Source organism: Serratia sp. Tan611, assembly GCF_905188235.1.
In the GTDB taxonomy this organism is placed as follows: Bacteria; Pseudomonadota; Gammaproteobacteria; order Enterobacterales; family Enterobacteriaceae; genus Serratia_B; species Serratia_B rhizosphaerae.
This window is the reverse complement of the sequence record NZ_LR994655.1, coordinates 2,083,428-2,109,318: the sequence shown is the minus strand read 5'-3', so window position 1 is coordinate 2,109,318 and position 25,891 is coordinate 2,083,428. Positions and strand designations below refer to the sequence as shown.

The window sequence follows — 25,891 nt, the reverse complement described above, 5'->3', positions numbered from 1 at the left end:
TATATAAATTCATCATAGTGATGCATTTATGCATCAATTAAAATATTGAAACTCATGTCTCAAAAAACCTATACTTTCTGAAGGTAATCTAATTACCTTTTCCCTGGTGTTGTTGTATTTTTGCCCTTCTATTTGAAGGGCTTTTTTCTTTTCTGGCACTGATACCCCTCCCCGAACAATTTCTGCGCAGCAGCGCCCGCCCAGCGTTACCACTACCCGACGTCATTCATCATCCCCCGGCCATTTGCCAGCGAGCAATCTTAGCACGCTCTGCTATCCTCAGTGTTGGGCCTACAATCACAAGGAGCGAATATGTTTGGTAAAGCTGAAGATAAAGCAAAAGAAGTTGCCGGTGCTGCGCAAGAAGCGTTTGGTGAAGCCACGGGTTCACCGGAGCATGAGATAAAAGGTGCGGCCCGTAAATATGCCTCGCAGGCCAGTTATGCGGTCCGCGACGGCGCCGATGTCGTCAGACACCGGGTGGAATCAAACCCGCTGGCCGGCGTGGCGGTGGCCGCTGCCGTCGGCGTCGTTTTTGGCTACCTGCTTGGGCGCAAATAACAACGACGACATCTAATAACAAGGCCTGCGGGCCTTTTTTATCGGAGGTGGGCAATGGAATCACTGGACTATCTGGCATATTTACCGGTCGCCATCGCGCTTAACCTGGTGGCGATTGTCGCCGTCGCCGGCATTTCCCTGTGGAAAATCTGGCGCAGAAAACTCCGCGCCTGACCACGCCTGCATCGCTGCCGTTTCCCCCGTTATTGCGCCATAACGCCACCGCTGCTGCGACCGTCGATGTCACTGCGGCTGGCGTTTAATGCCGCGCCATATCTGCATCGTTCATCCTCGTTTACAGTTTCCGCCCCCCTTCGCTGCCCAGCCCGGATCCGTCACATCGGCGCAAAATTGATATCGCCGCAGGGTCGTCTACAATTTAATCGGAATTCCTCCCTATAACGTCAGTATTAATTCATATTAGAGGTGATTATGTTACCTGGACACGAGAATGTAGTAAGTATGACTAGCCTAAGCCGTCAAGCTACGCAGCAATTAATGCCGTCGTTTTCTGATTTACCCCATACCCAGCATGCGGATGGTAAATACCGCTTACGCCGCTACTCTGTCATAACCTTCCGTAATAATCAGGTTGAGGATATCGGGCAACGTAACTTCGTACAGTCGGATGAATTCAACCACTTTCAGGGCAACGTAGTCCGCCACTTCGAGCCGATTGACAGCGCCGTATTGCAAAGCGAAGGCATGGCGGAGATGTGTGCCCTGTTTGCAGACGTTAACGGCCTGCCCGACGGCGCAAAAATAGAGATCCATCAGATGCGCGTGGTGGCGATTTACAATGAGACCCCGGTGGCGCCGGAAGGGATCCATCAGGACGGCTTCGAGCATATCGCCATGGCCTCCATCAACCGGCACAATATTGTCGGCGGTGAAGTTATGCTGTACGACGATAATCGCAGCATGCCGTTCTTTAGGCGCGTACTGGCGGACAGTGAAACCGTGCTGTTGGCGGACAATAAGCTCTGGCATTACTTCGCGCCGATCACCGCCGTGGCGCCGGGAGAAGAAGGACATCTGGATCTGCTGATTCTGACCGCACGGAGAGAGCACGCATGACGTTTACCCCCGAGCGAGCGCGCTCGCAGTTCGGCGCGCTGTCGCAGCACTATCAGGATAAGCCGGCGATCTTTTTCGATGGCCCCGGCGGTTCCCAGGTTTCCCACAGCGTACTGGAAAAAATGACCGGCTACCTCGGCAGCTATAACGCCAACCTGGGCGGACACTACTTTTCCAGCCAGATGACGGAACAGGTGATGCATAACGCGCGCGCATCGGTACGCGCGCTACTAAACGCCCCCTCGCCCGATAATATCGTCTTCGGCATGAATATGACGTCGCTGACCTTCCACCTTAGCCGCATCATCAGCCGCGACTGGCAGCCCGGCGATGAGATTATCGTCACTGCGCTGGATCACTACGCCAACGTCTCCAGCTGGCAGCAGGCGGCGGAGGATAAACAGGCTATCGTTCATCATATTCCGCTGCGCCCTGAGGACTGTACGCTGGACACCGAGCGCCTGTGCGCGCAGATCAACGACAAAACCCGGCTGGTGGCGGTAACGCACGCATCCAACGTGACCGGCAGCGTGGTGGATATCCGGGCCATTACCGCCGCCGCGCAGCGGGTCGGCGCACAGGTCTACGTTGATGCCGTGCACTATGCGCCGCATAACCTGATCGACGTACAGGCGCTGGGCTGCGACTTCCTGGTCTGTTCCGCCTATAAATTTTTCGGCCCGCATATCGGCATGGCCTATATTGCCCCGCAGTGGTTACAACGCCTGCGCCCGTATAAAGTGGAGCCAGCAACCGATATCGGCCCGGGACGCTTTGAAACCGGCACCCAGAGCTTTGAGGGACTGGCCGGCGTCACCGCGGCCATTGACTATCTGGCACAGTGGGGCACGCCGGGCGCGCCGTTAAGGCAGCGTCTGCAGGAGAGTTTCGCCGCTTACCACCGGCATGAAGAAGATCTGTGCCGCTATTTTCTGCAGCGCTTACAACAGCTGGAGGGCGCCCGGCTTTACGGCTACCCCGAACCAGACAGCACGCGCCGCACGCCGACCTTTGCCTTAACCTTTAAGAACTTCTCGCCGGAGCAGATTGCCATGTTGTTAGGCCGGCATAATATCTGCGCCGGCAGCGGGCATTTTTACGCGCAGGGACTGATACGGCAGCTCAACCTGCAGGAACACGGCGGCGTGTTGCGCATCGGCATGATGCATTACAACACCCGCCAGGAGATCGACCGCCTGTTCGAGGTGCTGGAGGATGCGCTGGCCGAGGCGGACAGCCCGGCAGCCGTGGATGGGCGTTAATCCCCTTTCGCCACGCGATAATGACCAATAAATAACGGGAACCCTAGGGTTCCCGTTATTTATCTGACCGGCAGAAATAGCAGAGGCTCGCTTCATGTCTATGCCTGGTTAGCGTTCCCATTAAACCAGGCGATCAACTTTCCTGCTATCCGGAATAGATTAAGAAAACCAAAAAAAACAATCACCGACAGGAAAACATCAACCAGCGAGTTGTGTTCCCCCATAATTGTCAGCGAGGAGAATGAAACACACAGTATGGTTAACGGCAAGCTGAGCACAGCGGATGTTCTGTTTAACACTTCCATATTTCATTCAATCCCATAGCAAACCAGCGTTTTGAATAAAAATATTTTATACCACCAATAAGGCTGCTGTGAATAAAGATGGTCAGTGAAATATCTAAGCGCGGGGCGTTTTCTAAGCTGCCTGTACGGCAGTGAACTCGTGCCGAGAAAATGAGATTCGGCGCCGTTCTTTCTAAGCTGCCTGTACGGCAGTGAACAGCTCGCAGCGGAGACAGCTAAAGCCCTGCGCTTTCTAAACTGCCTGTACGGCAGTGAACGTATTCGTTGAGGATTGAGTTAACTTCATCGCTTTCTAAGCTGCCTGTACGGCAGTGAACCTTCTTGATGGATAATGATGTGGATGCGATCGTTTCTAAGCTGCCTGTACGGCAGTGACCCCCCGTCCAAGTACCACGCTATGCACAACAGCTTTCTAAGCTGCCTGTACGGCAGTGAACGGGCTTTTCATGCGGCCGCGCACCTCGACTCTTTTCTAAGCTGCCTGTACGGCAGTGAACCTGGACGTGCCGCCGTACCTGCTGGTCCCCGATTTCTAAGCTGCCTGTACGGCAGTGAACTGGAGCTGGCCTATCTGTGCTGCGCGCGGCAATTTCTAAGCTGCCTGTACGGCAGTGAACGAATTTTGCCGCAATTCAGATACATCGCTGATTTTCTAAGCTGCCTGTACGGCAGTGAACTATGTCTCCGAAAGGGAAGCCTAAGGCGTCCTTTTCTAAGCTGCCTGTACGGCAGTGAACTGTTCTTCCACCATGGCGGAATACTTCACCATTTTCTAAGCTGCCTGTACGGCAGTGAACCGTAGCAGGAACCCGCCATACCGGTTTGACCATTTCTAAGCTGCCTGTACGGCAGTGAACCGGGATGGTGGCTTAAAGTCGAGTTACCGTCTTTTCTAAGCTGCCTGTACGGCAGTGAACCCAGCCCGATAACGTGGATCTCCGAACCGTTCTTTCTAAGCTGCCTGTACGGCAGTGAACGACACACCACATCCTCTGGCTTCGGGGATAAATTTCTAAGCTGCCTGTACGGCAGTGAACAAAAGGAAAGGAATTTACGCAGAAGCTATTAGGTTTCTAAGCTGCCTGTACGGCAGTGAACATCGACATCACGGACAAAAGAGGCGTTAAAGATTTCTAAGCTGCCTGTACGGCAGTGAACAATCACTGTTCCAGCTCATCATTGAAATAGCAGTTTCTAAGCTGCCTGTACGGCAGTGAACTGTTAGAGTTTAAGCTCAGCAGCTTAATAATTAAAGCCTTTTCCCCCTTTCTGCCGCCGATACCCTTTTTTTTCACCTGCCAAGCCGAGCATTAAATATCAATGGGTTACAAACAGAGTAAAAAAAAGGGTTCTAAGCCAGCCATACATTACCGTGCACTGCGGCCGCATCTTGCCCTCTGGCGCACCGCCATGCTGCCGCGTTGAAAGCCCGAGAACTATCGCCTGTGTTCTGCGGCATTTTTCTCCGCCCCGCCCGCTATTTATTGTCACCCACACTTGTAAATTTCTGTAAGCGTGGCATTATCCCCGCGCTTTATATTGATTGATTAATTAAAAAGGAATTGAAAATAATGAAAAAATTACTCGCCGCCGTAGTGCTTGCCATGACGGTTACCGGCTGTGCACAGCAAACGTTCACCATGAAACACGAGACTGTCGCTGTACCTAAGCAGACGACCACTCACCACTTCTTTGTCTCCGGCATTGGCCAGAAGAAAGCCATTGATGCAGCTGCGGTATGCGGCGGCGCAGACAAAGTGGTACGCACCGAAGTGCAGCAAACCTTCCCGAATATCCTGCTGGGCATTGTGACCTTCGGCATCTATACCCCGCGCGAAGCCCGTATTTATTGCGCTCAATAAAACGCGGCGGCAAATTAACAACAGCCCGCTCTAAGCGGGCTGTCATTCTCAGTAGCAAATAATCCCTACCTCACCGTTTACCAAACTCCGCCTTGGCTTTGGCCAACGCATCGGTAAAACCTTGATTACTGTGCAGCGCAGCCACCACTGCCGCGCCCATCAAACGTCCGTTATCTACATCGCTTTGCCAATGGGCGCCGCACACCACGCGGCTCTGACCAAAGTCATAACCCCGCTTCAGTATCTCGGTTTCGCGAGCCGGATTGATCTCCGCTAGCACCAGCGCCGTCGCCCAGCCGAATGAGGCGTGTCCGGAAGGATAGGACCCCGTTTTCGCCATCGATTTATCCTTCTCCGGCGTACAGGTGCTGTCCTTGTACACCACAAAAGGCCGCACGCGCATATAGTGATCCTTGGCGGCTCTCATCGCATAGTCGTGACTATCCTGCAGGACGCCCTGAAGCAGTGCATAGAGAGCCGGCGTTTTCTCTTGCGAAATCTCTTCGCCAAAGGCGGCGGAAAAAGCGGCGGAGATATTTTTATAGTCCGCATCGCTGGCCGCCAACGCCTGACGCTGCGCATCTTTTAGCGTCTTGCCCGTCTCATAGGCGGCCTTATCGTTTAAAAACGCCGTGGTATTCTCCGCCGGCGGCGGCGGTAATATCTGCAGGCTGTCAGGTGCGGTTTCAGGCGTTAAAAACCCATGACTTTCCGCAGCAAATGCGCCGGAAGCGGAGAACAACAGAGCAGCCATTGAGCATACGGCAACGCGTTTTTTAAAATGTAATTGCATCGTTTTATCCTTTTTAACAAGTCCCGCTGCAAACGTTAGGGGTACGCCAGCGCTGGCGCTTAACAAAATATGCTATTAGCACTTACAGCAAGACATTGTTACTTAACAGATAAATATTGATATAACCGTTTACAGAGTGCAGGCAGATGGCATGAAAAATCCTATTGCCAGACGCATACAGTATTTCCCCGTAGCCACACAGGCCAAGAAAATCAGTACCAGAATAAAAACAAGGAATATCGTGAAGAGTCAAACGGGTATATTTATGATGGGTTGCACAGTTTTCCCCGGAAGGGATTATTCACAAAAGTGACCATAACGCTTAATTTACCAAAACACTACCGCATCAGAATGACAACAGAGACCAGACCGGTAACTTCCAAGGCTGATCCTTGCCTTAGAAGAAGGTTAATAATTGTCACAGTATCAGCCAGAATATTTATCAGCTTACGGACTTACGCCTATAAACCGAAATCAGCGCCCATAACAAGGCAAATATCGTTGAGTACAAAGCAGAAAAATCCAGCCAGGTGTTGAAACCGTAGGTAATAATATTAAAAAGTATCTTTTTAAAATGAAAATAATCTTCATGACGGAAAACGGTATGTGATGCAATTACCCATACAATAAACAGCCATAAAAATGCAAATGCGTATGCCAGATTTGCCGTGCCCCACCCGATTATAAATTTGTAAAAAGCCAATTTTTTCATGCAGTAACAATCCACTTTGTATACTTTTGCAACCAAAACAGGCTTGCTGTTATTCACGCATCCATGGAGTCACATTCCTATATCCACATTGGAGTCCGGCACTCGCTATTAGTTCATTGATATGCGCCGACTTTGCCTTCATTTAGGGATGGTTGAGGATCCGGTAGGCTGCCAACGTTAATCAGCAGTACCCACATGGCAAAAGGCTTTATCTAGCGAGCCAGAAATAAAGGCCTGATTTATGCATGGCTATAATCATCAAAAACAGACTAACCGCTATCACGGCAATCGTGATAAAAACTGGAAACTCTAACGGTGTGAACGAGAGTTTTTGGAAGACGCTTTGATTGATAATGTTTTGACAAAAATTGCAGATTGAATTGTCCATTGGACGCTAAAGCTCTTTCCCTACCGTGTCTTAAAACAATACTTTGGCATCCAGGTAATAGCCGTAACTCACTGAGTTTAAAACACCTGCTATGGTTTTTTGATAACCGATAATCGCGCATTTTAGCACACTCTTGCCTGTGGCAAATCACTCACACGCGTCGTGTACGCCGGCGACAGCATTTCACGTTTCATCGACCACTGCTGATACATTCCCTGCCCTGCAAACCACAGTTTTGCCCGACCCGAGTTATTGATACGATCCAGAACGCTCATCAACCGTTCGCTGTTATGCTGCGGTTGGTACTCATCAAACAACCCCAGCTGCGCTACGCCGTGGCTGAAGAAGTCCTGCAGCATGACGCCCGCTTTTTGATAGCGATGTCCGGGCTGCCAGATAGCGTCAAAGCAGCGCATGGCTGCAGCAATAATGTCGCGGGTATCTTGCGTTGGTGTGCTCAGTTTTATGCTTGCCGAGTTACCGTAATATTGCTCATTGGTGGCGAACGGACTGCTTTTGAGCCAGGCGCTGATGTGCATGCAGTACTGATGCTCCCCACGTAGTTTCTCCGCCGCGCGCGTCGCGTACATGCAGATCGCCTGGCGCATATCGTCATATTCAGTGATACGCTCGCCGAACGAACGCGAGCAGAGAATCTGCTGCTTCGTTGGCGCAAACTCTTCAAGCTCCAGGCACGGTTCGCCGCGCAGCTCACGCACCGTTTTTTCTATCACCACGCTAAAATTCTTTCGTATCATTACCGTGCTGGCATCGGCTAACTGCAGCGCCGTATCGATCCCCATGACCTGCAGCTTTTTCGCTATCCGCCGGCCGATGCCCCAAACCTCTGCGACAGGCACCAGCCCCATCAGTTTGCGCTGGCGTCCGACGCTGGACAGATCCACCACGCCTCCGGTCCCCGGCCACTTTTTTGCCGCATGGTTGGCAAGTTTTGCCAGCGTCTTGGTTTGGGCAATGCCTATACCTACCGTCAGGCCGGTATCGCGCAGCACTTTCGCCCTCACCTGGCGGCCGAAGGTTGCCAGATCAACGCAGTGACGCACACCGGTCAGATCCATAAAGCTCTCATCGATCGAGTAAATTTCAACGCGCGGCGCCACCCCTTCAAGTACAGACATCACGCGCATCGACATATCCGCGTACAGCTCATAATTGCTGCTGAAGGCAATGCCTCCGGCACGCTCAAAAGGGTGCTTAACCTTAAAGTAAGGCACGCCCATTTTAATGCCGAGAGCCTTTGCTTCTTCGCTTCTGGCCACCACGCAGCCGTCATTATTTGAGAGAACGACGACCGGACGGCCGCGCAGGTCCGGGCGCCACAGCGTTTCGCAACTCGCGTAAAAGCTGTTCACATCCGCGAGCGCATACATTATTTGAGCCTCGTAATCGAAGACACGACAACACCCACCACTTCCAGGCTATCCCCATCATCATGTAGAACGATCGGGTCATACTTTGCATTCATTGGCTCCAACTGGGCGCGCGGATGCAAACAGAGACGCTTTATCGTGAACTCCCCGGCAATACACGCGATGACGATATCGCCATGTGCCGGGGCAATGCTGCGATCGACAACCAGCATCGAGCCTTCGGTGATCCCAGCCTCAAGCATCGAGTCGCCGGTCGCATAGAGAAAATATGTCGCATTGGGATGGCTGATACAGTATTCGTTCAGATCGATTCGCGAGCTGACGTAATCCGCTGCAGGGCTGGGAAAACCAGCGGGCACCTTGTCAGAGAACAGCGGAAGTTCAAGTTTTACCGGGTTTGGCGTTGGAAAAAAGAGAGTCATAATGTCGCCTTTACACTGTGTTTTTATACAGTATAAGCGCAAGATTTTAGCGAAGGGAAGTTCGGATATTACTTAGAAATGTAGGGTACTGATCGGTAAAGAAAGATAGATTTTATGGATGGAAATGAGGCTCTGTAAATAGACCCACTTTAGTTCCATGCACTTTTTGAGATCTCGGCCTGGTAATGCTGTTGGCGATACTCCTCCGGTGTCATATTATTCAGCGATTCATGCGGGCGTTCACAGTTATATTCTGACAACCATTTCTCCGTGAGCTCACGCACTTCATTCAGTGTTCGGAACAGATAAAAATCGAGTACTTCTGTACGGTATGTCCGGTTAAAACGTTCAATAAAAGCATTCTGTGTTGGTTTCCCTAGCTTGATAAATTCCAGCTTTACTGCATGCTTTTCTGCCCATTCAGCCAGTGTCAGAGAGATAAATTCCGGGCCATTATCCATGCGAAGCATTATCGGATAGCCACGGTTTGCCGCTATCCTGTCGAGAACACGAACCACTCGCTGGGCGGGTAGGTTCAGGTCTATTTCAATCGTCAGTGCCTCTCGATTAAAGTCATCGACGACATTGAACGTGCGAAAACGACGACCGCAGATCAGGGCGTCATGCATGAAGTCAACAGACCACCTCTGGTTCAACGCTTCAGGCGTAGCGAGCGGTGATGGATTACGTACCGGCAGACGCTGCTTGCCTTTGCGACGAAAATTCAGCTTCAGTAGACAGTAAATACGGTGGACCCTTTTGTGATTCCACGGATATCCCTGCCGTCGCAGGACCTGAAACAACTTTGGAAAACCATAGCGTGGATACCGTTCGGCGGCAGCCAGTAAGGCGGAAATAACAGGCTCGTCACGCGTAGTATTCGGGCGGTAATGGTAAACCGTTCTGCTCAGGTTTAGGCTCCGGCAGGCCTGACGGATACTCAGTCCAAACGTCGTTATCAGATGTGTGACCAGCTCACGCTTAAAGGCTGGTTTCAAAGCTTTTTTTCGATAACGTCTTTCAATGCCCGGTTCTCAAGGCTGATGTCGGCAAACATCTGCTTGAGACGCTGGTTCTCGTCCTCAAGATCTTTTATTTTTTTAATATCAGAAGCTTCCATGCCACCGTATTTAGACTTCCAATTGTAGTAAGTCGCTTCAGAGATACCTGTCTCGCGGCAAACATCCTTAACAGTTCGTCCGGCTTCAACGGACTTAATCACGGCGATGACCTGATGCTCAGTAAAACGGGCTTTACGCATAGCGATCTCCTTCGTTGACAGAGTGAGTATGCCGGAAGATCTCTAAATGTGAATGGTTCGATTATGCGGGGTACTTACAAACCCACTCATCGAGAAGATCAGCCACTAACTTACTGCGTTCCCCCGACCAACTTAAAAAAGTCTAGTTGACATTTAACCATCCATTAAATTAATTTAAGAAATCACAATAATAAATGAATTCGTAACAAGAAAATAACTTAAGCCCTCTTTCCTTCCAATATGCCTTTCGCTTCCTCAATTACAACCTGATAGAACTTAGTACGAATCCTTTCGCCTGAAGGACATGGTTGTTGAGGTTTTCCATCCTGAATACTTAATTTTTCACACCATGCAACAACAGACAGCTCATCTTCAGATGACAAGTCTAAATTGTTCTTTTCAAACCATTGCCTAACTGTTGAAATAAATTCAGAATCTGATTCACCTTCAAGTTTTTGCACTCTACTCGCAACATCTTTGATTTCAATTTTTACACCAGAAACAACCTGCTCCAATTCATCTTGACGACGAATTGTATCTGCCAATACTCGAGCATTTTGCGCCATAATTTCCGCAGTTTGCGATAAGGCAGAACCTTGAGGAGCTTGTGGCGGCGGATAGAAACCATGCTTCGTCAATGATGGAACAACTTCATGATATAACCAACGTTGGAATTTTCTCCCCGCCTTGGATTTATCATTCCCCATTATTCTGTTTAAACCTGGCTGAGTAACGAAAAGCTCCCTATCTTCATCAAATGCCGCTTTATCCGCAGACATGGGGGTGTACTCATCCGTATCAAGATCTACTATCAGAGATTTTATTAAAGTAGGTATGTGTCTTGTTGGATTACTATCACCCAACTCTCTATTCTCTTTATTTAAAACTATGAGAATATCCTTAAGAGAGAAGTGCAAAATCCCTTCAATATAACAAGTTCTAATATCGCTAGAGCCGGAAGTCCCCTCATAGCATATATTGACTAAATTGTTGCTTTCGCTCATGTAAGCCTTCTGTTGTTATTTTAATGCTTCTGTTATTATTTCACAGCTAAGTATCACTCAACTAAATAATCTGTAATACACTGCACTGCCATATCATACCCAAAACATACCGATGATTTGTACCCTGCACTGCACAAATTATTTCGCCAACCTTTTTGCTCTTTCGTTTCAGTCCCTTCAGTTGACTTCATCTCCACCCAAAGCCCCGCATAACCACCTCGAGGCAATGCGAGAAAAAGGTCAGGCACTCCAGCTTTCAGCCCAAGCCGTTTCGCATCTCTAGCCGCCTTCGGCCCGCGCTTCCCCTCATTGGGAATATGGATCAGGTAATCATCAGACGAAAGAAGCGGAGGGATGCGTGAGCAGTAAATCCATCATCAAACGCCGGGATATGTATGCTCAACGCTGCCAGCGGCGCGGGGAGCGCGGAAAGCACAAACACATGCCGAGTAGACGATTAATCAGAGAAGTTATTGCAGGAAAAATCATTGATAAAATCCTGCGCGAAGAAAGAGAACGGAAGGCCGCAGGCGGGATAAGGGGGAAGCATGACAATCACTGCCGAATATGCCAGAAGCGTGCTGGAATATAATCCAGACACAGAGATACTGACGTGGCTAGTAGATTCATCAAGAAACGTAAAGGCCGGTAGTGTCGCTGGCTCAAGACGTGGGTTGGGATATATAGCAGTAACCATCAATAAAAAACCATATCTCGCCCACAGGTTGGCGTGGCTCATGTACTACGGATCGTGGCCGCTGAATGTGATTGACCATACCCGTGATATTGCAGACATTCTGGATGATTACAAAAGGCAGGGCCACTCCAGAATGGCCCAAGTGGTCAGAACAACACTGATCGATGTTTTTAAAGAAGCCCAGCATGCCGGTGAAGTTCCCCCAGGTTACAACCCCGCTGGGGCTACAAAGAACCCATATAACCGTATAGGTCGTGAACGTATGATTTTAGATGAATTCAATACTATGCTTAGCGTGACGCCACCGCCGTTTGAGTACATGAAAAATGCTATGTTATTGGGCCTGGTTACAGCCCAACGACAAGGTGACATCAGCAAGATGCAGTTTTCCGACGTGTGGGACGGCCATCTTCACGTTGAACAGATAAAAACCGGGGCTAAGGTCGCAATACCGCTTTCCCTTCGCTGTGATGCCATTGGCATGACTTTGGAGCAGGTAATCGCTCAGTGCCGGGATCATATCGTCAGCCCTTACCTCGTCCACTATACGCACAATACGGCGATGGCCAGGCGTGGAGGCATGGTTAAGCCCAATACGATCAGTACCAGCTTTAAAAAAATTCGCGAACTATCGGGGTTATCTTGGAGCAAGGGCACACCACCCAGTTTTCACGAAATTCGTTCGCTAGCAGAACGCTTATACCGGGAACAAAAAATCAATACTCGGGATTTGCTTGGGCATAAAAGCCAGCGTCAAACCGATCGATACAACGATGACCGAGGCAAAGAATGGAGAGTTGTTGGGGCTTGAAATACGGTCATTTTTCATACCGTTTTGCAGAAAGGATTTTGAAGGGGGAGAACATAACGGGAACTCTTAAGCTCCCGTTATTAATTACGCAATCACATAATTACATGTGTTCGACGATGGCGTCGCCAAACTCTGAACATTTCAGCAGTTTAGCGCCTTCCATCAGGCGTTCGAAGTCATAGGTCACGGTCTTGGCGGCGATAGCGCCTTCCATGCCTTTAACGATCAGGTCGGCTGCTTCGAACCAGCCCAGGTGACGCAGCATCATTTCTGCAGACAGGATAACGGAACCTGGGTTCACTTTGTCCTGGCCGGCATATTTTGGCGCGGTGCCGTGGGTAGCTTCAAACAGCGCGCACTCGTCGCCGATGTTGGCGCCCGGCGCGATGCCGATGCCGCCAACCTGCGCAGCCAGTGCGTCAGAGATGTAGTCGCCGTTCAGGTTCATACAGGCGATCACGTCGTACTCCGCCGGACGCAGCAGGATCTGCTGCAGGAAGGCGTCGGCGATCACGTCTTTAACCACGATCTCTTTGCCGGTGTTCGGGTTCTTGATTTTCAGCCACGGGCCGCCGTCAATCAGTTCGCCGCCGAACTCTTCGCGCGCCAGTTCGTAGCCCCAGTCTTTGAAGGCACCTTCGGTGAACTTCATGATGTTGCCTTTGTGAACCAGAGTCACAGAGTCACGGTCGTTGGTGATCGCGTATTCGATCGCCGCACGCACCAGACGTTTGGTGCCTTCTTCTGAACATGGCTTCACGCCGATGCCGCACTGCTCTGGGAAACGGATTTTCTGCACGCCCATTTCGTCGCGCAGGAATTTGATCACTTTATCCGCTTCGGCAGAACCGGCTTTCCATTCGATACCGGCGTAGATGTCTTCGGCGTTTTCACGGAAGATCACCATATCGGTCAATTCTGGGTGTTTAACCGGGCTAGGGGTGCCCTGATAGTAGCGCACCGGGCGCAGGCAGACATACAGATCCAGCTGCTGACGCAGGGCAACGTTCAGAGAACGGATACCGCCGCCGACCGGGGTGGTCAGTGGGCCTTTAATGGCAACGCGGTAATCACGGATCAGGTCCAGAGTTTCGTCCGGCAGCCACACGTCTTTCCCGTAAACGTGGGTAGATTTTTCGCCGGTGTAGATTTCCATCCAGGAGATTTTACGCTCGCCGTGGTAAGCCTTATCAACTGCAGCATTAACCACATTAATCATGGCAGGGGTCACGTCAACGCCGATACCGTCGCCTTCAATGAACGGAATGATCGGGTTATGCGGAACAACCAGTTTACCCTGGGCATCGACCGTAATTTTTTTACCTTCTGCCGGAACAACTACTTTGCTTTCCATCAACCTCTCCTTCAAGCGCAATTTTTGTTAATGCTTTGTAAGATGCATGTCAATACTACTCGAATATTCAATCCGCGCCAATCCGAAACGGATTCAGTTATAATGCGCCTATCATCCGCAAGTACAATAGATATGAATAAATTCCCTGTTAAAAAACACCAAGTTAAACGATTCAGCCGACCGAATAGCGCCAAACGCCCCGTCCCGCCGGGGCCGCGCCGGGTTGTGTTATTCAACAAACCTTTCGATGTGCTGCCACAGTTCACCGATGAGGCCGGCCGCAGCACGCTGAAGGAATTTATTCCCTTTAATGACGTCTACGCCGCCGGGCGCCTGGACCGCGACAGCGAAGGGCTGCTGGTGCTGACCAACGACGGCAAACTGCAGGCGCAGCTCACCCAACCGGGCAAGCGCACCGGTAAAGTCTATTACGTCCAGGTAGAAGGCTCTCCGCAGGAGAGCGATCTGGCGCAGTTGCGCAGCGGCGTAACGCTGAAGGACGGCCCCACCCTGCCCGCCGGCGTCGAGCGGGTGGCGGAGCCCGCGTGGCTGTGGCCGCGTACGCCGCCGATCCGCGAACGCAAAAGCATCCCCACCAGCTGGTTGAAAATTACGCTGTATGAAGGGCGAAATCGTCAGGTGCGTCGCATGACGGCGCATATCGGGTTCCCTACCCTGCGTCTGATTCGCTACAGTATGGGGAATCTTTCATTAGGCGATTTACAACCTGGTGAATGGAAAACCACGGATTCACCGTAGCCAATCGGAGAGTTGCGCCATGAAAACGTTAGGTACCCTGCTATTAACCACGCTGCTGTGCGCCGCCGGCGCGCAGGCCGCCAGTTTTGATTGCCGCAAGGCGGCCTCAAAGGATGAACAGGCGATTTGCGCCAGCCGTTCGCTGAGCGATAAAGACGTTGAAATGGCCACCAAATATCAGTTTCTGCGCGGCCTGTTCGCCATGGGTTTTCGCGGCGAAATGCAGGATCGGCAAAACAGCTGGCTGGCAAAACGTAAACAGTGCGGCAGCGACGTCAGCTGTCTGAGCAACAGCTACCGGCAGCGCATCGGCGAGCTGGACGCGATTTACAACAAAATCGACCGACCGCTGTAAGGAGACACCATGTTCAAACCGCACGTTACCGTCGCCAACGTGGTGCACGCCGCCGGCAAGTTTTTAATCGTTGAAGAGACTGTGAACCACAAGGCGCTGTGGAACCAGCCCGCCGGCCACCTGGAGGCCGACGAGACGCTGCTGCAGGCCGCCGAACGCGAACTGTGGGAAGAGACCGGCATCCGCGCCGCGCCGCAGTCGTTTCTGAAAATGCACCAGTGGATCGCGCCGGACGGCACGCCGTTCCTGCGCTTTTGCTTCGTCGTCGAACTGCCGGCCATCGTGCCTACCGCGCCGCAGGACAGCGATATCGACCGCTGCCTATGGCTCAGCGCCGACGAGATTCTGCACGCCTCCAACCTGCGCTCACCGCTGGTGGCGGAGAGCCTGCGCTGCTACCGGCAGCCCGAGCGCTACCCGCTTTCGTTGATCGGCAGTTTTAACTGGCCGTACTGAAGCACAATAAGTGCCGTGCGCGCAGGCCGCCATCGTGTTAAAATCCTGCGCCTGTTTTTTATCAGCACGGTTCGTGTTCAAGTTCGTGAGATCCCCATGTCAGACAACAGCCAGAAAAAAGTAATCGTCGGAATGTCCGGCGGCGTCGACTCTTCCGTTACCGCCTATCTGTTACAGCAACAGGGCTATCAGGTCGCTGGGCTGTTTATGAAGAACTGGGAGGAAGACGACGACGAAGAGTATTGCTCCGCAGCGACCGATCTGGCCGATGCTCAGGCGGTATGCGACAAACTCGGCATTGAGCTGCATACGGTCAACTTCGCGGCGGAATACTGGGACAACGTATTCGAGCTGTTCCTGGAAGAGTACAAGGCCGGCCGCACGCCGAACCCGGACATCCTGTGCAATAAAGAAATCAAGTTTAAAGCCTTCCTGGAGTTCGCCGCCGAAGATCTGGGCGCCGACTATATCGCTACCGGCCACTATGTGCGTCGCCAGGACGTTGACGGTAAGAGCCGTCTGCTGCGCGGCGTCGACGGCAACAAAGACCAGAGCTATTTCCTGTATACCCTGAGCCACGAGCAGGTGGCGCAAAGCCTGTTCCCGGTCGGCGAGCTGGAAAAGCCGGAGGTGCGCCGCATCGCCGAACAGCTGGAGCTGGTCACTGCCAAGAAAAAAGACTCCACCGGCATCTGCTTTATCGGCGAACGTAAGTTCCGCGACTTCCTCGGCCGCTATCTGCCGGCGCAGCCCGGCCCGATTATGACCGTCGACGGTCATACCATCGGCCAGCATCAGGGGCTGATGTACCACACGCTGGGCCAGCGTAAAGGGCTCGGCATCGGCGGCATGAAAGACAGCAGCGAAGATCCGTGGTACGTGGTCGACAAAGACGTCGCCAACAACGTACTGATCGTCGCCCAGGGTCACGACCATCCGCGCCTGATGTCGCTTGGTCTGATCGCCCAACAGCTGCACTGGGTCGATCGCCAGCCGCTGACCGCCCCGCTGCGCTGTACGGTGAAAACCCGCTACCGCCAGCAGGATCTGCCGTGCACCATCACGCCGATCGACGATCAACGCATCGAAGTGCGCTTTGACGAACCGGTCGCGGCGGTGACGCCCGGCCAGTCGGCGGTGTTCTACCAGGGTGAAATCTGCCTGGGCGGCGGCATTATCGAACAACGCCTGCCGCTCGAGGAAGGTTAAGCCGCGGTATAGCCGGCACCCGGCCCGGCGCGCCGGTAATGCGCGCTGGGTTTAGCCCGCGTTTTATGGCATGATTTGCAACATTCACGATCATTATCGTTACCGGCGCGGGCAAAGGTTATCGTTTTGCCGTCACGCAGCCTGTCACCGTAAGCCATGTACCGTATACAGGAGTATTCGTGGCGAAGAATTATTATGACATCACGTTGGCCATGGCCGGAATCAGCCAGTCAGCGCGTTTGGTTCAGCAGCTCGCGCATGAAGGGCAATGCGACCGCGACGCGTTGCACACCTCGCTCAGCAGCCTGCTGCAGATGAACCCCTCCTCTACGCTGGCGGTATTCGGCGGTGAAGAACGTAATCTGAAAGTCGGTCTGGAAACGCTGATGGGCGTACTGAACGCCAATAATAAAGGCCCCGGCGCCGAACTGACCCGCTACACCATCAGCCTGATGGTGCTGGAACGCAAGCTCAACGCCAACAAACAGGCGATGAATACCCTCGGCGAACGCCTTGAACAGCTGGAGCGTCAGCTGGCGCATTTCGAGCTGGAATCCGACACCATTATCAGCGCGCTGGCCGGCATCTATGTCGACGTGGTCAGCCCGCTGGGGCCGCGCATTCAGGTCACCGGTTCACCGGCCATTTTACAAAACAGCCAGGTGCAGGCCAAAGTGCGCGCCACGCTGCTGGCCGGCATCCGCGCCGCCGTGCTGTGGCAACAGGTCGGCGGCAGCCGCCTGCAGTTAATGTTTTCCCGTAATCGTCTGTTCACACAGGCGCAAAATATCGTTGCTCATTGTTAATTTTCCCAGGAGTTGCTACCGATGGAATTATCCTCACTGACCGCCGTTTCCCCCGTTGACGGACGCTACGGTGATAAAGTCAGCGCACTGCGCACCATTTTCAGCGAATTCGGCCTGCTGAAATTCCGCGTACAGGTTGAAGTACGTTGGCTGCAAAAACTGGCGGCCTGCGCAGAAATCAAGGAAGTTCCTGCTTTTGACGCCGACGCAAACGCTTTCCTCGACAAGATCGTTGCAGAATTCAGCGAAGAAGACGCTCAGCGCATCAAAACCATCGAACGCACCACCAACCACGATGTGAAGGCGGTCGAATATTTTCTCAAGGAAAAAGTGGCGGCGGTGCCGGCCCTGCATGCGGTGTCCGAGTTTATCCACTTCGCCTGTACCTCCGAAGATATCAATAACCTGTCCCACGCGCTGATGCTGAGCACCGCCCGCCAGGACGTGGTGCTGCCTTACTGGCGTCAGACTATCGACGCCATCGCCAAGCTGGCGCAGGAATACCGCGATATTCCGCTGCTGTCCCGCACCCACGGCCAGCCGGCCACGCCGTCTACCGTGGGCAAAGAGCTGGCCAACGTGGCTTACCGCATGGAGCGTCAGTACCGCCAGCTGGAGCGCGTCGAGATCCTCGGTAAAATCAACGGCGCCGTCGGCAACTATAACGCCCACATCGTCGCCTACCCGGAAGTGGACTGGCACCGCTTCAGCGAAGAGTTCGTCACCTCGCTGGGCATTACCTGGAACCCGTACACCACCCAGATCGAACCGCACGACTACATCGCCGAACTGTTCGACTGCATCGCCCGCTTCAACACTATCCTGATCGACTTCGATCGCGATATCTGGGGCTACATCGCGCTGAACCACTTCAAGCAGAAGACCATCGCCGGCGAGATCGGCTCATCTACCATGCCGCACAAGGTCAACCCGATTGACTTCGAAAACTCCGAAGGCAACCTGGGCCTGGCTAACGCCGTGCTGGGCCATCTGGCGAGCAAACTGCCGGTGTCCCGCTGGCAGCGCGACCTGACCGACTCCACCGTACTGCGCAACCTGGGCGTGGGCATCGGCTATGCGCTAATCGCCTATCAGTCCACCCTGAAGGGCATCAGCAAGCTGGAAGTGAACCAGGCGCACCTGCTGGATGAGCTGGACCACAACTGGGAAGTGCTGGCCGAGCCGATCCAGACCGTGATGCGCCGCTACGGTATTGAAAAACCGTATGAGAAGCTGAAAGAGCTGACCCGCGGCAAACGCGTGGACGCCGCCGGTATGCAGGCGTTTATCGACGGCCTGGCGCTGCCGGAAGACGAGAAAACCCGTCTGAAAGCAATGACGCCGGCCAACTATATCGGCCGCGCCACCACCATGGTGGACGAACTGAAATAATCCTGCGCCCGTACGCAACCAGGCGGCCTCCGGGCCGCCTTTTTTATCGCCCCGCCGTCGCCACGTTCTATCCGTTTAAGTTTGGTTAAGCTTCACCCCACCGTCGTTGAGTCAACGTTTACCGGTCGCTGCCGATAATTAAGCCGCAATCCGGGAAAACCGTGCTTAATTGCGTGATACCTATATAATTTGGGTGATTGGAGCCGCACCCGCGCGAAAACAGGAGATTATCGATGCGAATACTGGTGGTTGAAGATAATGGTCTGCTGCGTCATCACCTTTCGGTACAGATGCGCGAGATGGGACATCAGGTCGACGCGGCGGAAGACAGCAAAGAAGCAGATTATTTTCTGCAGGAACACGCGCCGGATATCGCCATTGTCGACCTCGGCCTGCCGGGTGAGGACGGACTGGCGCTGATCCGCCGCTGGCGCGCCCATCAGGTCAAACTGCCGATTCTGGTGCTGACCGCCCGCGAAAGCTGGCAGGACAAAGTGGCGGTGCTGGAAGCCGGCGCCGACGACTATGTCACCAAACCTTTCCATCTGGAAGAGGTGATCGCCCGCATGCAGGCCTTGATGCGCCGCAACAGCGGCCTTGCCTCACAGGTCATCGTGCTGCCGCCCTTCCAGATCGATCTGTCGCGCCGCGAACTGTGCGTTAACGAGCAGCAGATCAAATTGACGGCGTTCGAATACACCATTATCGAAACGCTGATCCGCAACGCCGGCAAGGTGGTCAGTAAAGATCTGCTGATGCTGCAGCTCTATCCCGACGCCGAGCTGCGCGAAAGCCACACTATCGACGTGCTGATGGGCCGTCTGCGTAAAAAGCTCCAGGCCGAGCATCCGCAGGAAGTGATCACCACGGTGCGTGGCCAGGGATACCGCTTCGACATTAAGTGAGTGTTATGTTCAACAGGGATAAAAAGCCGTTCTCGCTGCGCGCCCGCTTTCTGATGGCGACCGCCGGCGTCATTTTGGCGCTGTCGCTCTCCTACGGGCTGGTGGCGGTAGTCGGCTACATTGTCAGTTTCGACAAAACCGCCTTCCGTCTGCTGCGCAGCGAAAGCAATCTGTTTTTCAGCCTGGCCCAGTGGAAGGACCAAAAACTCACCATCGCCATTCCGCCCGATATCGATCTTAACTCCCCGACGCTGGTGTTTATCTATGATGAGCACGGCCATCTGCTGTGGAGCCAGCGCAAGATGCCCGAGCTGGAAAGGCTGATCGATAAAAAATGGCTGAAAGATGCCGGGTTTTATGAAATCGACACCGACACCCGCATCAGCAGCGAAGTACTGGGCGACAACCCCAAAGCGCAGGATCAGCTGAAAGACTATGACGCGTCCGACCAAAATGCGCTAACCCACTCAGTGGCGGTCAATACCTATGCCGCCACCGCGCGCCTGCCGGCGCTGACCATTGTGGTGGTCGACTCCATTCCGCAGGAACTGCAGCGCTCGGACGTGGTGTGGGAGTGGTTCAGCTATGTGCTGCTGGCCAATCTGCTGTTGGTGGTGCCGCTGCTGTGGCTGGCCGCCTACTGGAGCTTGCGGCCGATAAAAACGCTGATCCATCAGGTCGGCGATCTGGAAAACGGCGAACGCGATCAACTGGATGAAAATCCCCCCAGTGAACTGCGCGGCCTGGTGCGCAACCTGAACATTCTGTTACGCAACGAACGCCAGCGTTACACCAAGTACCGCACCACGCTGTCCGATTTGACCCACAGCCTGAAGACGCCGCTGGCGGTGCTGCAGACCACGCTGCGCTCGCTGCGTTCCGGCAAGCAGACCACCATTGAAGAAGCGGAGCCGATCATGCTCGAACAGATCGGCCGCATCTCGCAGCAGATTGGTTATTACCTGCACCGCGCCAGTATCAACTCCGGGCAGACGGTGCTGACGCGGGAGATCCACTCGGTGCCGGCGCTGCTCGACAGCCTGAGCCTGGCGCTGAACAAGGTGTACCAGCGTAAGGGCGTGGTGATTACGCTGGATATTTCGCCGGAGGTCACCTTTATCGGCGAGAAGAACGACTTTATGGAAGTAATGGGCAACGTGCTGGAAAACGCCTGTAAATACTGCCTGGAGTTTGTTGAGGTCACCACCCTGCACTCCGATGAACACCTGACCCTTATGGTGGATGATGACGGCCCCGGCATCCCGCAGAGCAAGCGCACGCTGATTTTTCAACGCGGCCAGCGCGTCGACACCCTGAGCCCCGGCCAGGGGCTGGGCCTGTCGGTGGCGGCGGAAATTATCGAACAGTACGACGGGGAGATCACTATTGCCGACAGCCCGCTCGGCGGCGCGCGCATGATGGTTACTTTTGCCCGCCAATACGATACGCACGGCGAATAATCCCGCACACCGGCGCGCCACGCGCCGGATCTCTGCCGACAATGCTGCAGCTTCAGCGGCGAAGAGTATATAATCCTCTACAGGCACACTCCTCTCCTGGAATACAACATGGATTATCAATTAGATCTGGACTGGCGCGATTTTCTGCAGCGTTATTGGCAAAAGCGTCCGGTGATTCTCAAGCGCGGCTTTAAAAACTTTATCGATCCGATCTCTCCGGACGAACTGGCCGGGCTGGCAATGGAAAATGAGGTAGACAGCCGAGTCGTCAGCCATCAGGACGGGCGCTGGCAGGTGGCGCACGGGCCTTTCGAAAGCTATGACCACCTGGGTGAAAACAACTGGTCGCTGCTGGTGCAGGCGGTGGACCACTGGCACGAGCCATCCTCCGCGCTGATGCGCCCGTTCCGCCAACTGCCGGACTGGCGCATGGACGATCTGATGATCTCCTTCTCGGTGCCGGGCGGCGGCGTAGGGCCGCACCTTGACCAATATGACGTATTTATCATTCAGGGCACCGGCCGCCGCCGCTGGCGCGTCGGGGAAAAAGTGCCGATGAAGCAACACTGTCCGCATCCGGACCTGCTGCAGGTGGAGCCGTTCGACGCCATTATCGACGAGGAGATGGAGCCGGGCGATATTCTCTATATTCCGCCGGGCTTCCCGCATGAAGGCTACGCGTTGGAAAACGCGCTTAACTATTCGGTTGGTTTCCGTGCGCCCAACGGCCGGGAGCTGATCAGCGGCTTCGCCGATTACGTACTGGCGCGCGAACTGGGCAGCAAACGCTATGGCGACCCCGATATTCAGCTGCGCGAGCACCCGGCCGAGGTACTGCCGCAGGAAGTGGACGCGCTGCGCGCGATGATGCTGGATCTGGTACAGCAGCCGGAGCACTTCCAGCACTGGTTCGGCGAGTTTATTTCTCAGTCACGCCACGAGCTCGACGTCGCACCGCCGGAGCCGCCATATCAGGCCGGTGAAATCTACGAGCTGCTGCAACAGGGTGAAGCGTTGCAGCGTCTGGGCGGCCTGCGCGTATTACGCGTCGGCGATCGGTGTTTCGTCAACGGGGAGCCGATCGATACCGAACACCTGCAGGCTGCCGATGCTCTGTGCCAGCACTTCAGCGTCGATGCCGAGCTGCTGGGCGATGCGGTCGACGATCCGTCCTTCCTCGCCCTGCTGACCGCGCTGATCAACAACGGCTATTGGTATTTTAACGACTGACGCCGCCTGTAGGCTCATTTATCAGCCCCCGATTCCGGGGGCTTTTTTTCGCCGGCAGCCTAGCCCAGCACGGCGGTAAACACATGAATATCAAAGTTCATCGCCACGCTCTCCGAGCGCGCAATCTCCCGCACCGCAGCGCTGAACCGTTCGATATACGCCTGCCCGCCCTCTTCTTCGATATAGCGCGTCACGTAGCTGGTGGATAAAAAGAACAGCGCCACCTCTTCCGGCGTCAGGAAAATGATATTGGCGAACACCTCGCGTCGGGCCTGCAGCAGGTGGCGGCAGCCCTGCATGATTTCCAGCGTGTCATCGTACTGCGTCAGCCGGGGATCGCGGTAACGCGCCCAGTTGGTCACCAGTTCCCGTTCGATAAAATCACGCAGCGGCCCGTACGCCAGCGGAAAATCATATTTGTACGCGCAGAACAGCCCGCCGGGATTCAGCCACGCCGGCAATTTCATCAGCACCGCCTTGCGATCCATCCAATAAAACGACGTGGCGCTGGTGATAAGGTCAAAACGGTGGGCAGGCGCAAAATCTTCCGCTGCGCAGACGCTGAAGGCCAGCGCCGGGTAATTCTGCCGCGCCTTTTCGATCAGCGCCGCACCGATATCGCAGCCTTCCACCTGCTGAAACAGCCCCTGCAGACGTACCGTAGAGACACCGTTGCCGCAGCCGATATCAAGCGCAGCGTTATGCGCCGGCGCTCTGGCCGCCAGCGACGCATACAACGCATCGGGATAGCTAATCTTGCTGCGCACCGCGTTATAAGCCTGCGCATGGGTATTAAACTGCTGCATTCCGTGTTCCCCTATATTTTTCCGAACAGTCGACGTCAGCCGTATTACACGGAGTCAGCCCGTGCCAGCGCGCGATAGCCTTCCAGCTCGGCCTGCGGCATGCCGGCCGTCTGCGCCGCGGCGCAAATCTGCTGCCAGGTATTGGCATCAATCGGGATGCCGTCCTGCAGACGCAGCGCACGGTTCATCTCTTCCCACTCGCCCGGCACCTGAATCGGCTCGTCGCCGCTTTCCGGCGAGGCCTTCACCCAGTCAACAAAGGCTTCAGCCTCAGCCTGCATTGCCGGCGCTTCAAAGGCGTCCGGGTTGAGAATAATAGTGGTCATACCGTTGATGATCGCGTCGTTGGTCACCTGCAGCGTATCATCATGGGTGGTTTGTCCGCCGGACAGCGCGCCGCCCAGAATTTCGCACAGCGTCGCCAACGCATAGCCCTTATGAGCGCCGAACGGCAGCAGAGAACCAAACGGCGCTTCATGCATTACCTTTGGTTCGTTGGTCGGCCGGCCCTGCTCATCGATCAGATAGCCGGGCGCTACCGTCAGGCCTTTGTTGTACGCAACGCGCGTTTTGCCGTAAGCAATGCCGCTGGTGGCAAAGTCCAGCAACAGCGGCGCCTGGCCAGGACGAGGAAAAATCATGCAGAAAGGGTTGGTGCCGAAGCGGCGGTCGCTGCCGCCAAACGGCGCCACCATAGGATCGCCCATCACATTGACGAAATGGATAGAAACAAAGCCGGCACGCGCGCACTGCTCCGCCCAGTGGCCGATGCGGCCGATATGGTGGGCATTGTGCAGCGCCACGGCGGCAATCCCCAGCTGGCGCGCCCGTTCAATACCGCGATCCATCGCTTCGCTGGCGACCACCTGACCAAATCCTTTGCCGCCGTCCAGCGTCAGCACCGCGCCGGCATCCTTCACCACCCTGACATGGGTATTCAGCTGCAGATGCCCCTGCGCCAGCGATGACATATAGCGCGGGATCATGCCGACGCCGTGCGAATCATGCCCAGCCAGATTGGCCTGCACCAGGTGTTCCGCCACCAGCTCAGCCTCACGGGCGGAACTGCCGGTATGGCGCCAGATCGCCTGAACAAACCGCCCTAATCCCTGGCTGCCGATACGATACTCAGAACTCATGCCGCAAATCTCCTTGTGCAAAATGTTACTCAACCCTAGGCACAAAAATTAATTGCGGCAAGTTAACAACTCATCAACCTTTGGCGCGTTCCGCCGTCAGGGTCGCGATACGCATAATCACCGCCACCGCCTGCTCCATCCCCTCCAGCGTAATAAATTCGTGTTTGCTGTGGAAATTGTAGCCGCCGGTAAACAGATTGGGGCATGGCAGCCCTTTGAAAGAGAGCTGCGCGCCGTCGGTACCGCCGCGGATCGGCTTAATGATGGGCTCAATTCCGCAGTCGCGCATCGCCTGCTGCGCCAGTTCCACCACGTGCGGATGCTCAGCCACCAGCTCGCGCATGTTGTAGTAGCTGTCCTCAATGGTGACGTCGATGTGGCACTCACGCGGCAGCCCTTTGCCCACCAGCTCTGCCGCCGCCATCAGTTGACGTTTGCGGGCGGCAAAGCCGTCGCGCTCAAAGTCGCGCAGGATATAGTGCATCTCGGCGCGGTCGACCTGCCCCTTGATGCTGCTCAGATGATAGAAGCCCTGATAATCCGCGGTGTTTTCCGGCGTCTCATCCGCCGGCAGACACTGGTGGAAACGGGTCGCCAGCGTCAGCGCGTTGACCATCACGCCCTTGGCGCTGCCGGGATGCGCATTGTTGCCAACAATCTTCACCAACGCCGAGGCAGCGTTGAAGTTCTCACACTCCAGCTCCCCCACGCCACCGCCGTCAATGGTATAGGCCCAGGCGGCGTCAAAGCTCTCGACGTCAAAATAGCGGGCCCCTTTGCCGACTTCTTCATCGGGCGTAAAGGCGATGCGGATATCCCCGTGCGGAATCTGCTGCTGCCGCAGACGCACCATGGCGGTAATGATTTCCGCAATGCCGGCCTTATCATCCGCCCCGAGCAGCGTTTTGCCGTCGGTGGTGATCAGCGTCTGCCCCAGCAGTTGATGCAACACCGGGAAGCGCACCGGCGACAGCACCTCATCGCCGATGCCCAGCGCAATATCACCACCGCGATAATTCTCCACAATTTGCGGATTCACCTGTTTGCCGCTGACGTCCGGCGAGGTATCAAGATGGGAGATAAATCCGATGGCGGGCACCGGCCAGGCGACATTGGCTGGCAGCGTCGCCGTGACGCAGCCGTGTTCGCTGAGCATCACCTGCGCAAAACCCAGCGCCAGCAGCTCCTGCTGTAACGCGCGCGCCAGTTTCAGCTGCCCGTCCGTACTTGGCACATGTTTAACGTTCGCTTTGGATTGCGTATCAAAGGTGACGTAGTTAAAAAAACGATCGAGTAGTTTATCCATGATGGCGCCCTTCAGATTATCGCAAGTCATTATGCTAAAGCGCCTGGCGGGAAATATTGCGTCAGGTCATTTTTAACCAGAATTAGTGAGAATCATTACCGTCGGTAATGATTTATTGGCGTAATGAATACGTTAAATTGTCGTATAGTGCGGCTATAATGGTAAAAA

At 54.3% G+C, this 25,891-nt stretch carries 25 protein-coding genes and 1 CRISPR repeat array; of the genes, 14 read left to right on the top strand and 11 right to left on the bottom strand.

Going from position 1 to position 25,891, the window contains the following annotated elements; translation table 11 throughout:
* The first annotated feature begins 312 nt into the window (after positions 1-312).
* The 4 genes from TAN611_RS09970 (at position 313) to TAN611_RS09955 (ending at position 5,067) form a co-directional block, all read left to right on the top strand.
* On the top strand, positions 313-561 hold the full coding sequence (locus TAN611_RS09970; RefSeq protein WP_105230780.1) for a CsbD family protein: 249 nt from the start codon (positions 313-315) through the stop codon (positions 559-561).
* A gap of 498 nt (positions 562-1,059) precedes the next feature.
* Positions 1,060-1,638, top strand: coding sequence for a 2OG-Fe dioxygenase family protein (locus TAN611_RS09965; protein WP_232251658.1), 579 nt, complete (start codon positions 1,060-1,062; stop codon positions 1,636-1,638).
* Complete coding sequence (locus tag TAN611_RS09960) at positions 1,635-2,900, top strand: cysteine desulfurase-like protein (RefSeq protein ID WP_203067642.1); 1,266 nt, start codon at positions 1,635-1,637, stop codon at positions 2,898-2,900. The genes TAN611_RS09965 and TAN611_RS09960 overlap by 4 nt, the downstream gene beginning before the upstream one ends.
* Positions 2,901-3,314: 414 nt before the next feature.
* Positions 3,315-4,424: direct repeats of the CRISPR family, unit length 28 nt; unit sequence TTTCTAAGCTGCCTGTACGGCAGTGAAC.
* Between the two features lie 352 nt (positions 4,425-4,776).
* Positions 4,777-5,067, top strand: a complete 291-nt coding sequence (locus tag TAN611_RS09955) for a Bor family protein (RefSeq protein WP_105230775.1) — start codon at positions 4,777-4,779, stop codon at positions 5,065-5,067.
* A 70-nt stretch (positions 5,068-5,137) separates the two neighbouring features.
* Here TAN611_RS09955 and TAN611_RS09950 read toward each other — a convergent pair whose 3' ends face one another.
* The 7 genes from TAN611_RS09950 to TAN611_RS09920 form a co-directional block, all read right to left on the bottom strand.
* On the bottom strand, positions 5,138-5,860 hold the full coding sequence (locus TAN611_RS09950; RefSeq protein WP_187043271.1) for a phosphatase PAP2 family protein: 723 nt from the start codon (positions 5,858-5,860) through the stop codon (positions 5,138-5,140).
* 442 nt (positions 5,861-6,302) lie between these two features.
* A complete protein-coding gene (locus tag TAN611_RS09945) occupies positions 6,303-6,629 on the bottom strand; it encodes a hypothetical protein (RefSeq protein WP_203067641.1) in 327 nt (108 codons plus the stop codon).
* Between the two features lie 453 nt (positions 6,630-7,082).
* The gene (umuC, locus tag TAN611_RS09940) at positions 7,083-8,351 is read right to left on the bottom strand and encodes a translesion error-prone DNA polymerase V subunit UmuC (protein WP_203067640.1); all 1,269 of its coding nucleotides are present in this window, start codon (positions 8,349-8,351) and stop codon (positions 7,083-7,085) included.
* Positions 8,351-8,773 carry a translesion error-prone DNA polymerase V autoproteolytic subunit gene (gene umuD, locus TAN611_RS09935; protein ID WP_203067639.1) on the bottom strand — a complete coding sequence of 141 codons (423 nt, stop codon included), beginning with the start codon at positions 8,771-8,773 and terminating at the stop codon, positions 8,351-8,353. The genes umuC and umuD overlap by 1 nt, the downstream gene beginning before the upstream one ends.
* Before the next feature lie 149 nt (positions 8,774-8,922).
* Positions 8,923-10,034 (bottom strand): IS3 family transposase gene (locus TAN611_RS09930; protein WP_370576252.1). Its coding sequence is split into 2 segments (ribosomal slippage): positions 8,923-9,773 and positions 9,773-10,034, totalling 1,113 coding nucleotides; the frame shifts between segments, so codons are not numbered across the junction.
* Positions 10,035-10,252: 218 nt separating this feature from the next.
* Positions 10,253-11,038: a hypothetical protein gene (locus tag TAN611_RS09925; protein ID WP_203067637.1), complete on the bottom strand. Its 786-nt coding sequence runs from the start codon at positions 11,036-11,038 to the stop codon at positions 10,253-10,255.
* 53 nt (positions 11,039-11,091) lie between these two features.
* Positions 11,092-11,286 carry a VRR-NUC domain-containing protein gene (locus tag TAN611_RS09920; RefSeq protein WP_370576251.1) on the bottom strand — a complete coding sequence of 65 codons (195 nt, stop codon included), beginning with the start codon at positions 11,284-11,286 and terminating at the stop codon, positions 11,092-11,094.
* 300 nt (positions 11,287-11,586) lie between these two features.
* Here TAN611_RS09920 and TAN611_RS09915 point away from each other — a divergent pair, with 300 nt between their 5' ends.
* Complete coding sequence (locus TAN611_RS09915) at positions 11,587-12,546, top strand: tyrosine-type recombinase/integrase (RefSeq protein WP_238404531.1); 960 nt, start codon at positions 11,587-11,589, stop codon at positions 12,544-12,546.
* A gap of 100 nt (positions 12,547-12,646) precedes the next feature.
* Here the strand turns inward: TAN611_RS09915 and icd are convergent, their stop codons facing one another.
* Entirely contained in the window at positions 12,647-13,900 is a 1,254-nt protein-coding gene (gene icd / locus TAN611_RS09910) for an NADP-dependent isocitrate dehydrogenase (protein WP_105233282.1), read from the bottom strand.
* Between the two features lie 132 nt (positions 13,901-14,032).
* Here icd and rluE point away from each other — a divergent pair, with 132 nt between their 5' ends.
* The 9 genes from rluE (at position 14,033) to TAN611_RS09865 (ending at position 22,472) form a co-directional block, all read left to right on the top strand.
* A complete protein-coding gene (gene rluE, locus TAN611_RS09905) occupies positions 14,033-14,659 on the top strand; it encodes a 23S rRNA pseudouridine(2457) synthase RluE (protein ID WP_105233284.1) in 627 nt (208 codons plus the stop codon).
* A gap of 19 nt (positions 14,660-14,678) precedes the next feature.
* On the top strand, positions 14,679-15,014 hold the full coding sequence (locus TAN611_RS09900) for a lysozyme inhibitor LprI family protein (RefSeq protein ID WP_111737250.1): 336 nt from the start codon (positions 14,679-14,681) through the stop codon (positions 15,012-15,014).
* A 9-nt stretch (positions 15,015-15,023) separates the two neighbouring features.
* Positions 15,024-15,470, top strand: a complete 447-nt coding sequence (locus TAN611_RS09895; RefSeq protein ID WP_203067636.1) for an NUDIX hydrolase — start codon at positions 15,024-15,026, stop codon at positions 15,468-15,470.
* Between the two features lie 96 nt (positions 15,471-15,566).
* Positions 15,567-16,679: a tRNA 2-thiouridine(34) synthase MnmA gene (gene mnmA / locus TAN611_RS09890; protein WP_203067635.1), complete on the top strand. Its 1,113-nt coding sequence runs from the start codon at positions 15,567-15,569 to the stop codon at positions 16,677-16,679.
* A gap of 179 nt (positions 16,680-16,858) precedes the next feature.
* Complete coding sequence (hflD, locus tag TAN611_RS09885; RefSeq protein ID WP_105230768.1) at positions 16,859-17,485, top strand: high frequency lysogenization protein HflD; 627 nt, start codon at positions 16,859-16,861, stop codon at positions 17,483-17,485.
* 21 nt (positions 17,486-17,506) lie between these two features.
* Complete coding sequence (gene purB / locus TAN611_RS09880) at positions 17,507-18,877, top strand: adenylosuccinate lyase (protein ID WP_105230767.1); 1,371 nt, start codon at positions 17,507-17,509, stop codon at positions 18,875-18,877.
* A 233-nt stretch (positions 18,878-19,110) separates the two neighbouring features.
* Positions 19,111-19,782: a two-component system response regulator PhoP gene (gene phoP, locus TAN611_RS09875; protein ID WP_015671991.1), complete on the top strand. Its 672-nt coding sequence runs from the start codon at positions 19,111-19,113 to the stop codon at positions 19,780-19,782.
* A 5-nt stretch (positions 19,783-19,787) separates the two neighbouring features.
* The gene (gene phoQ / locus TAN611_RS09870; protein WP_105230766.1) at positions 19,788-21,242 is read left to right on the top strand and encodes a two-component system sensor histidine kinase PhoQ; all 1,455 of its coding nucleotides are present in this window, start codon (positions 19,788-19,790) and stop codon (positions 21,240-21,242) included.
* Positions 21,243-21,350: 108 nt separating this feature from the next.
* Entirely contained in the window at positions 21,351-22,472 is a 1,122-nt protein-coding gene (locus TAN611_RS09865) for a cupin domain-containing protein (protein ID WP_203067634.1), read from the top strand.
* A 59-nt stretch (positions 22,473-22,531) separates the two neighbouring features.
* Here TAN611_RS09865 and TAN611_RS09860 read toward each other — a convergent pair whose 3' ends face one another.
* The 3 genes from TAN611_RS09860 to pepT all read right to left on the bottom strand — a co-directional run bounded on the left by TAN611_RS09860 (position 22,532) and on the right by pepT (position 25,723).
* Complete coding sequence (locus TAN611_RS09860) at positions 22,532-23,278, bottom strand: trans-aconitate 2-methyltransferase (protein ID WP_197951909.1); 747 nt, start codon at positions 23,276-23,278, stop codon at positions 22,532-22,534.
* Between the two features lie 44 nt (positions 23,279-23,322).
* Complete coding sequence (locus TAN611_RS09855; RefSeq protein ID WP_203067633.1) at positions 23,323-24,417, bottom strand: malate/lactate/ureidoglycolate dehydrogenase; 1,095 nt, start codon at positions 24,415-24,417, stop codon at positions 23,323-23,325.
* A gap of 73 nt (positions 24,418-24,490) precedes the next feature.
* Positions 24,491-25,723: a peptidase T gene (gene pepT / locus TAN611_RS09850; protein WP_105233278.1), complete on the bottom strand. Its 1,233-nt coding sequence runs from the start codon at positions 25,721-25,723 to the stop codon at positions 24,491-24,493.
* Positions 25,724-25,891 lie beyond the last annotated feature (168 nt).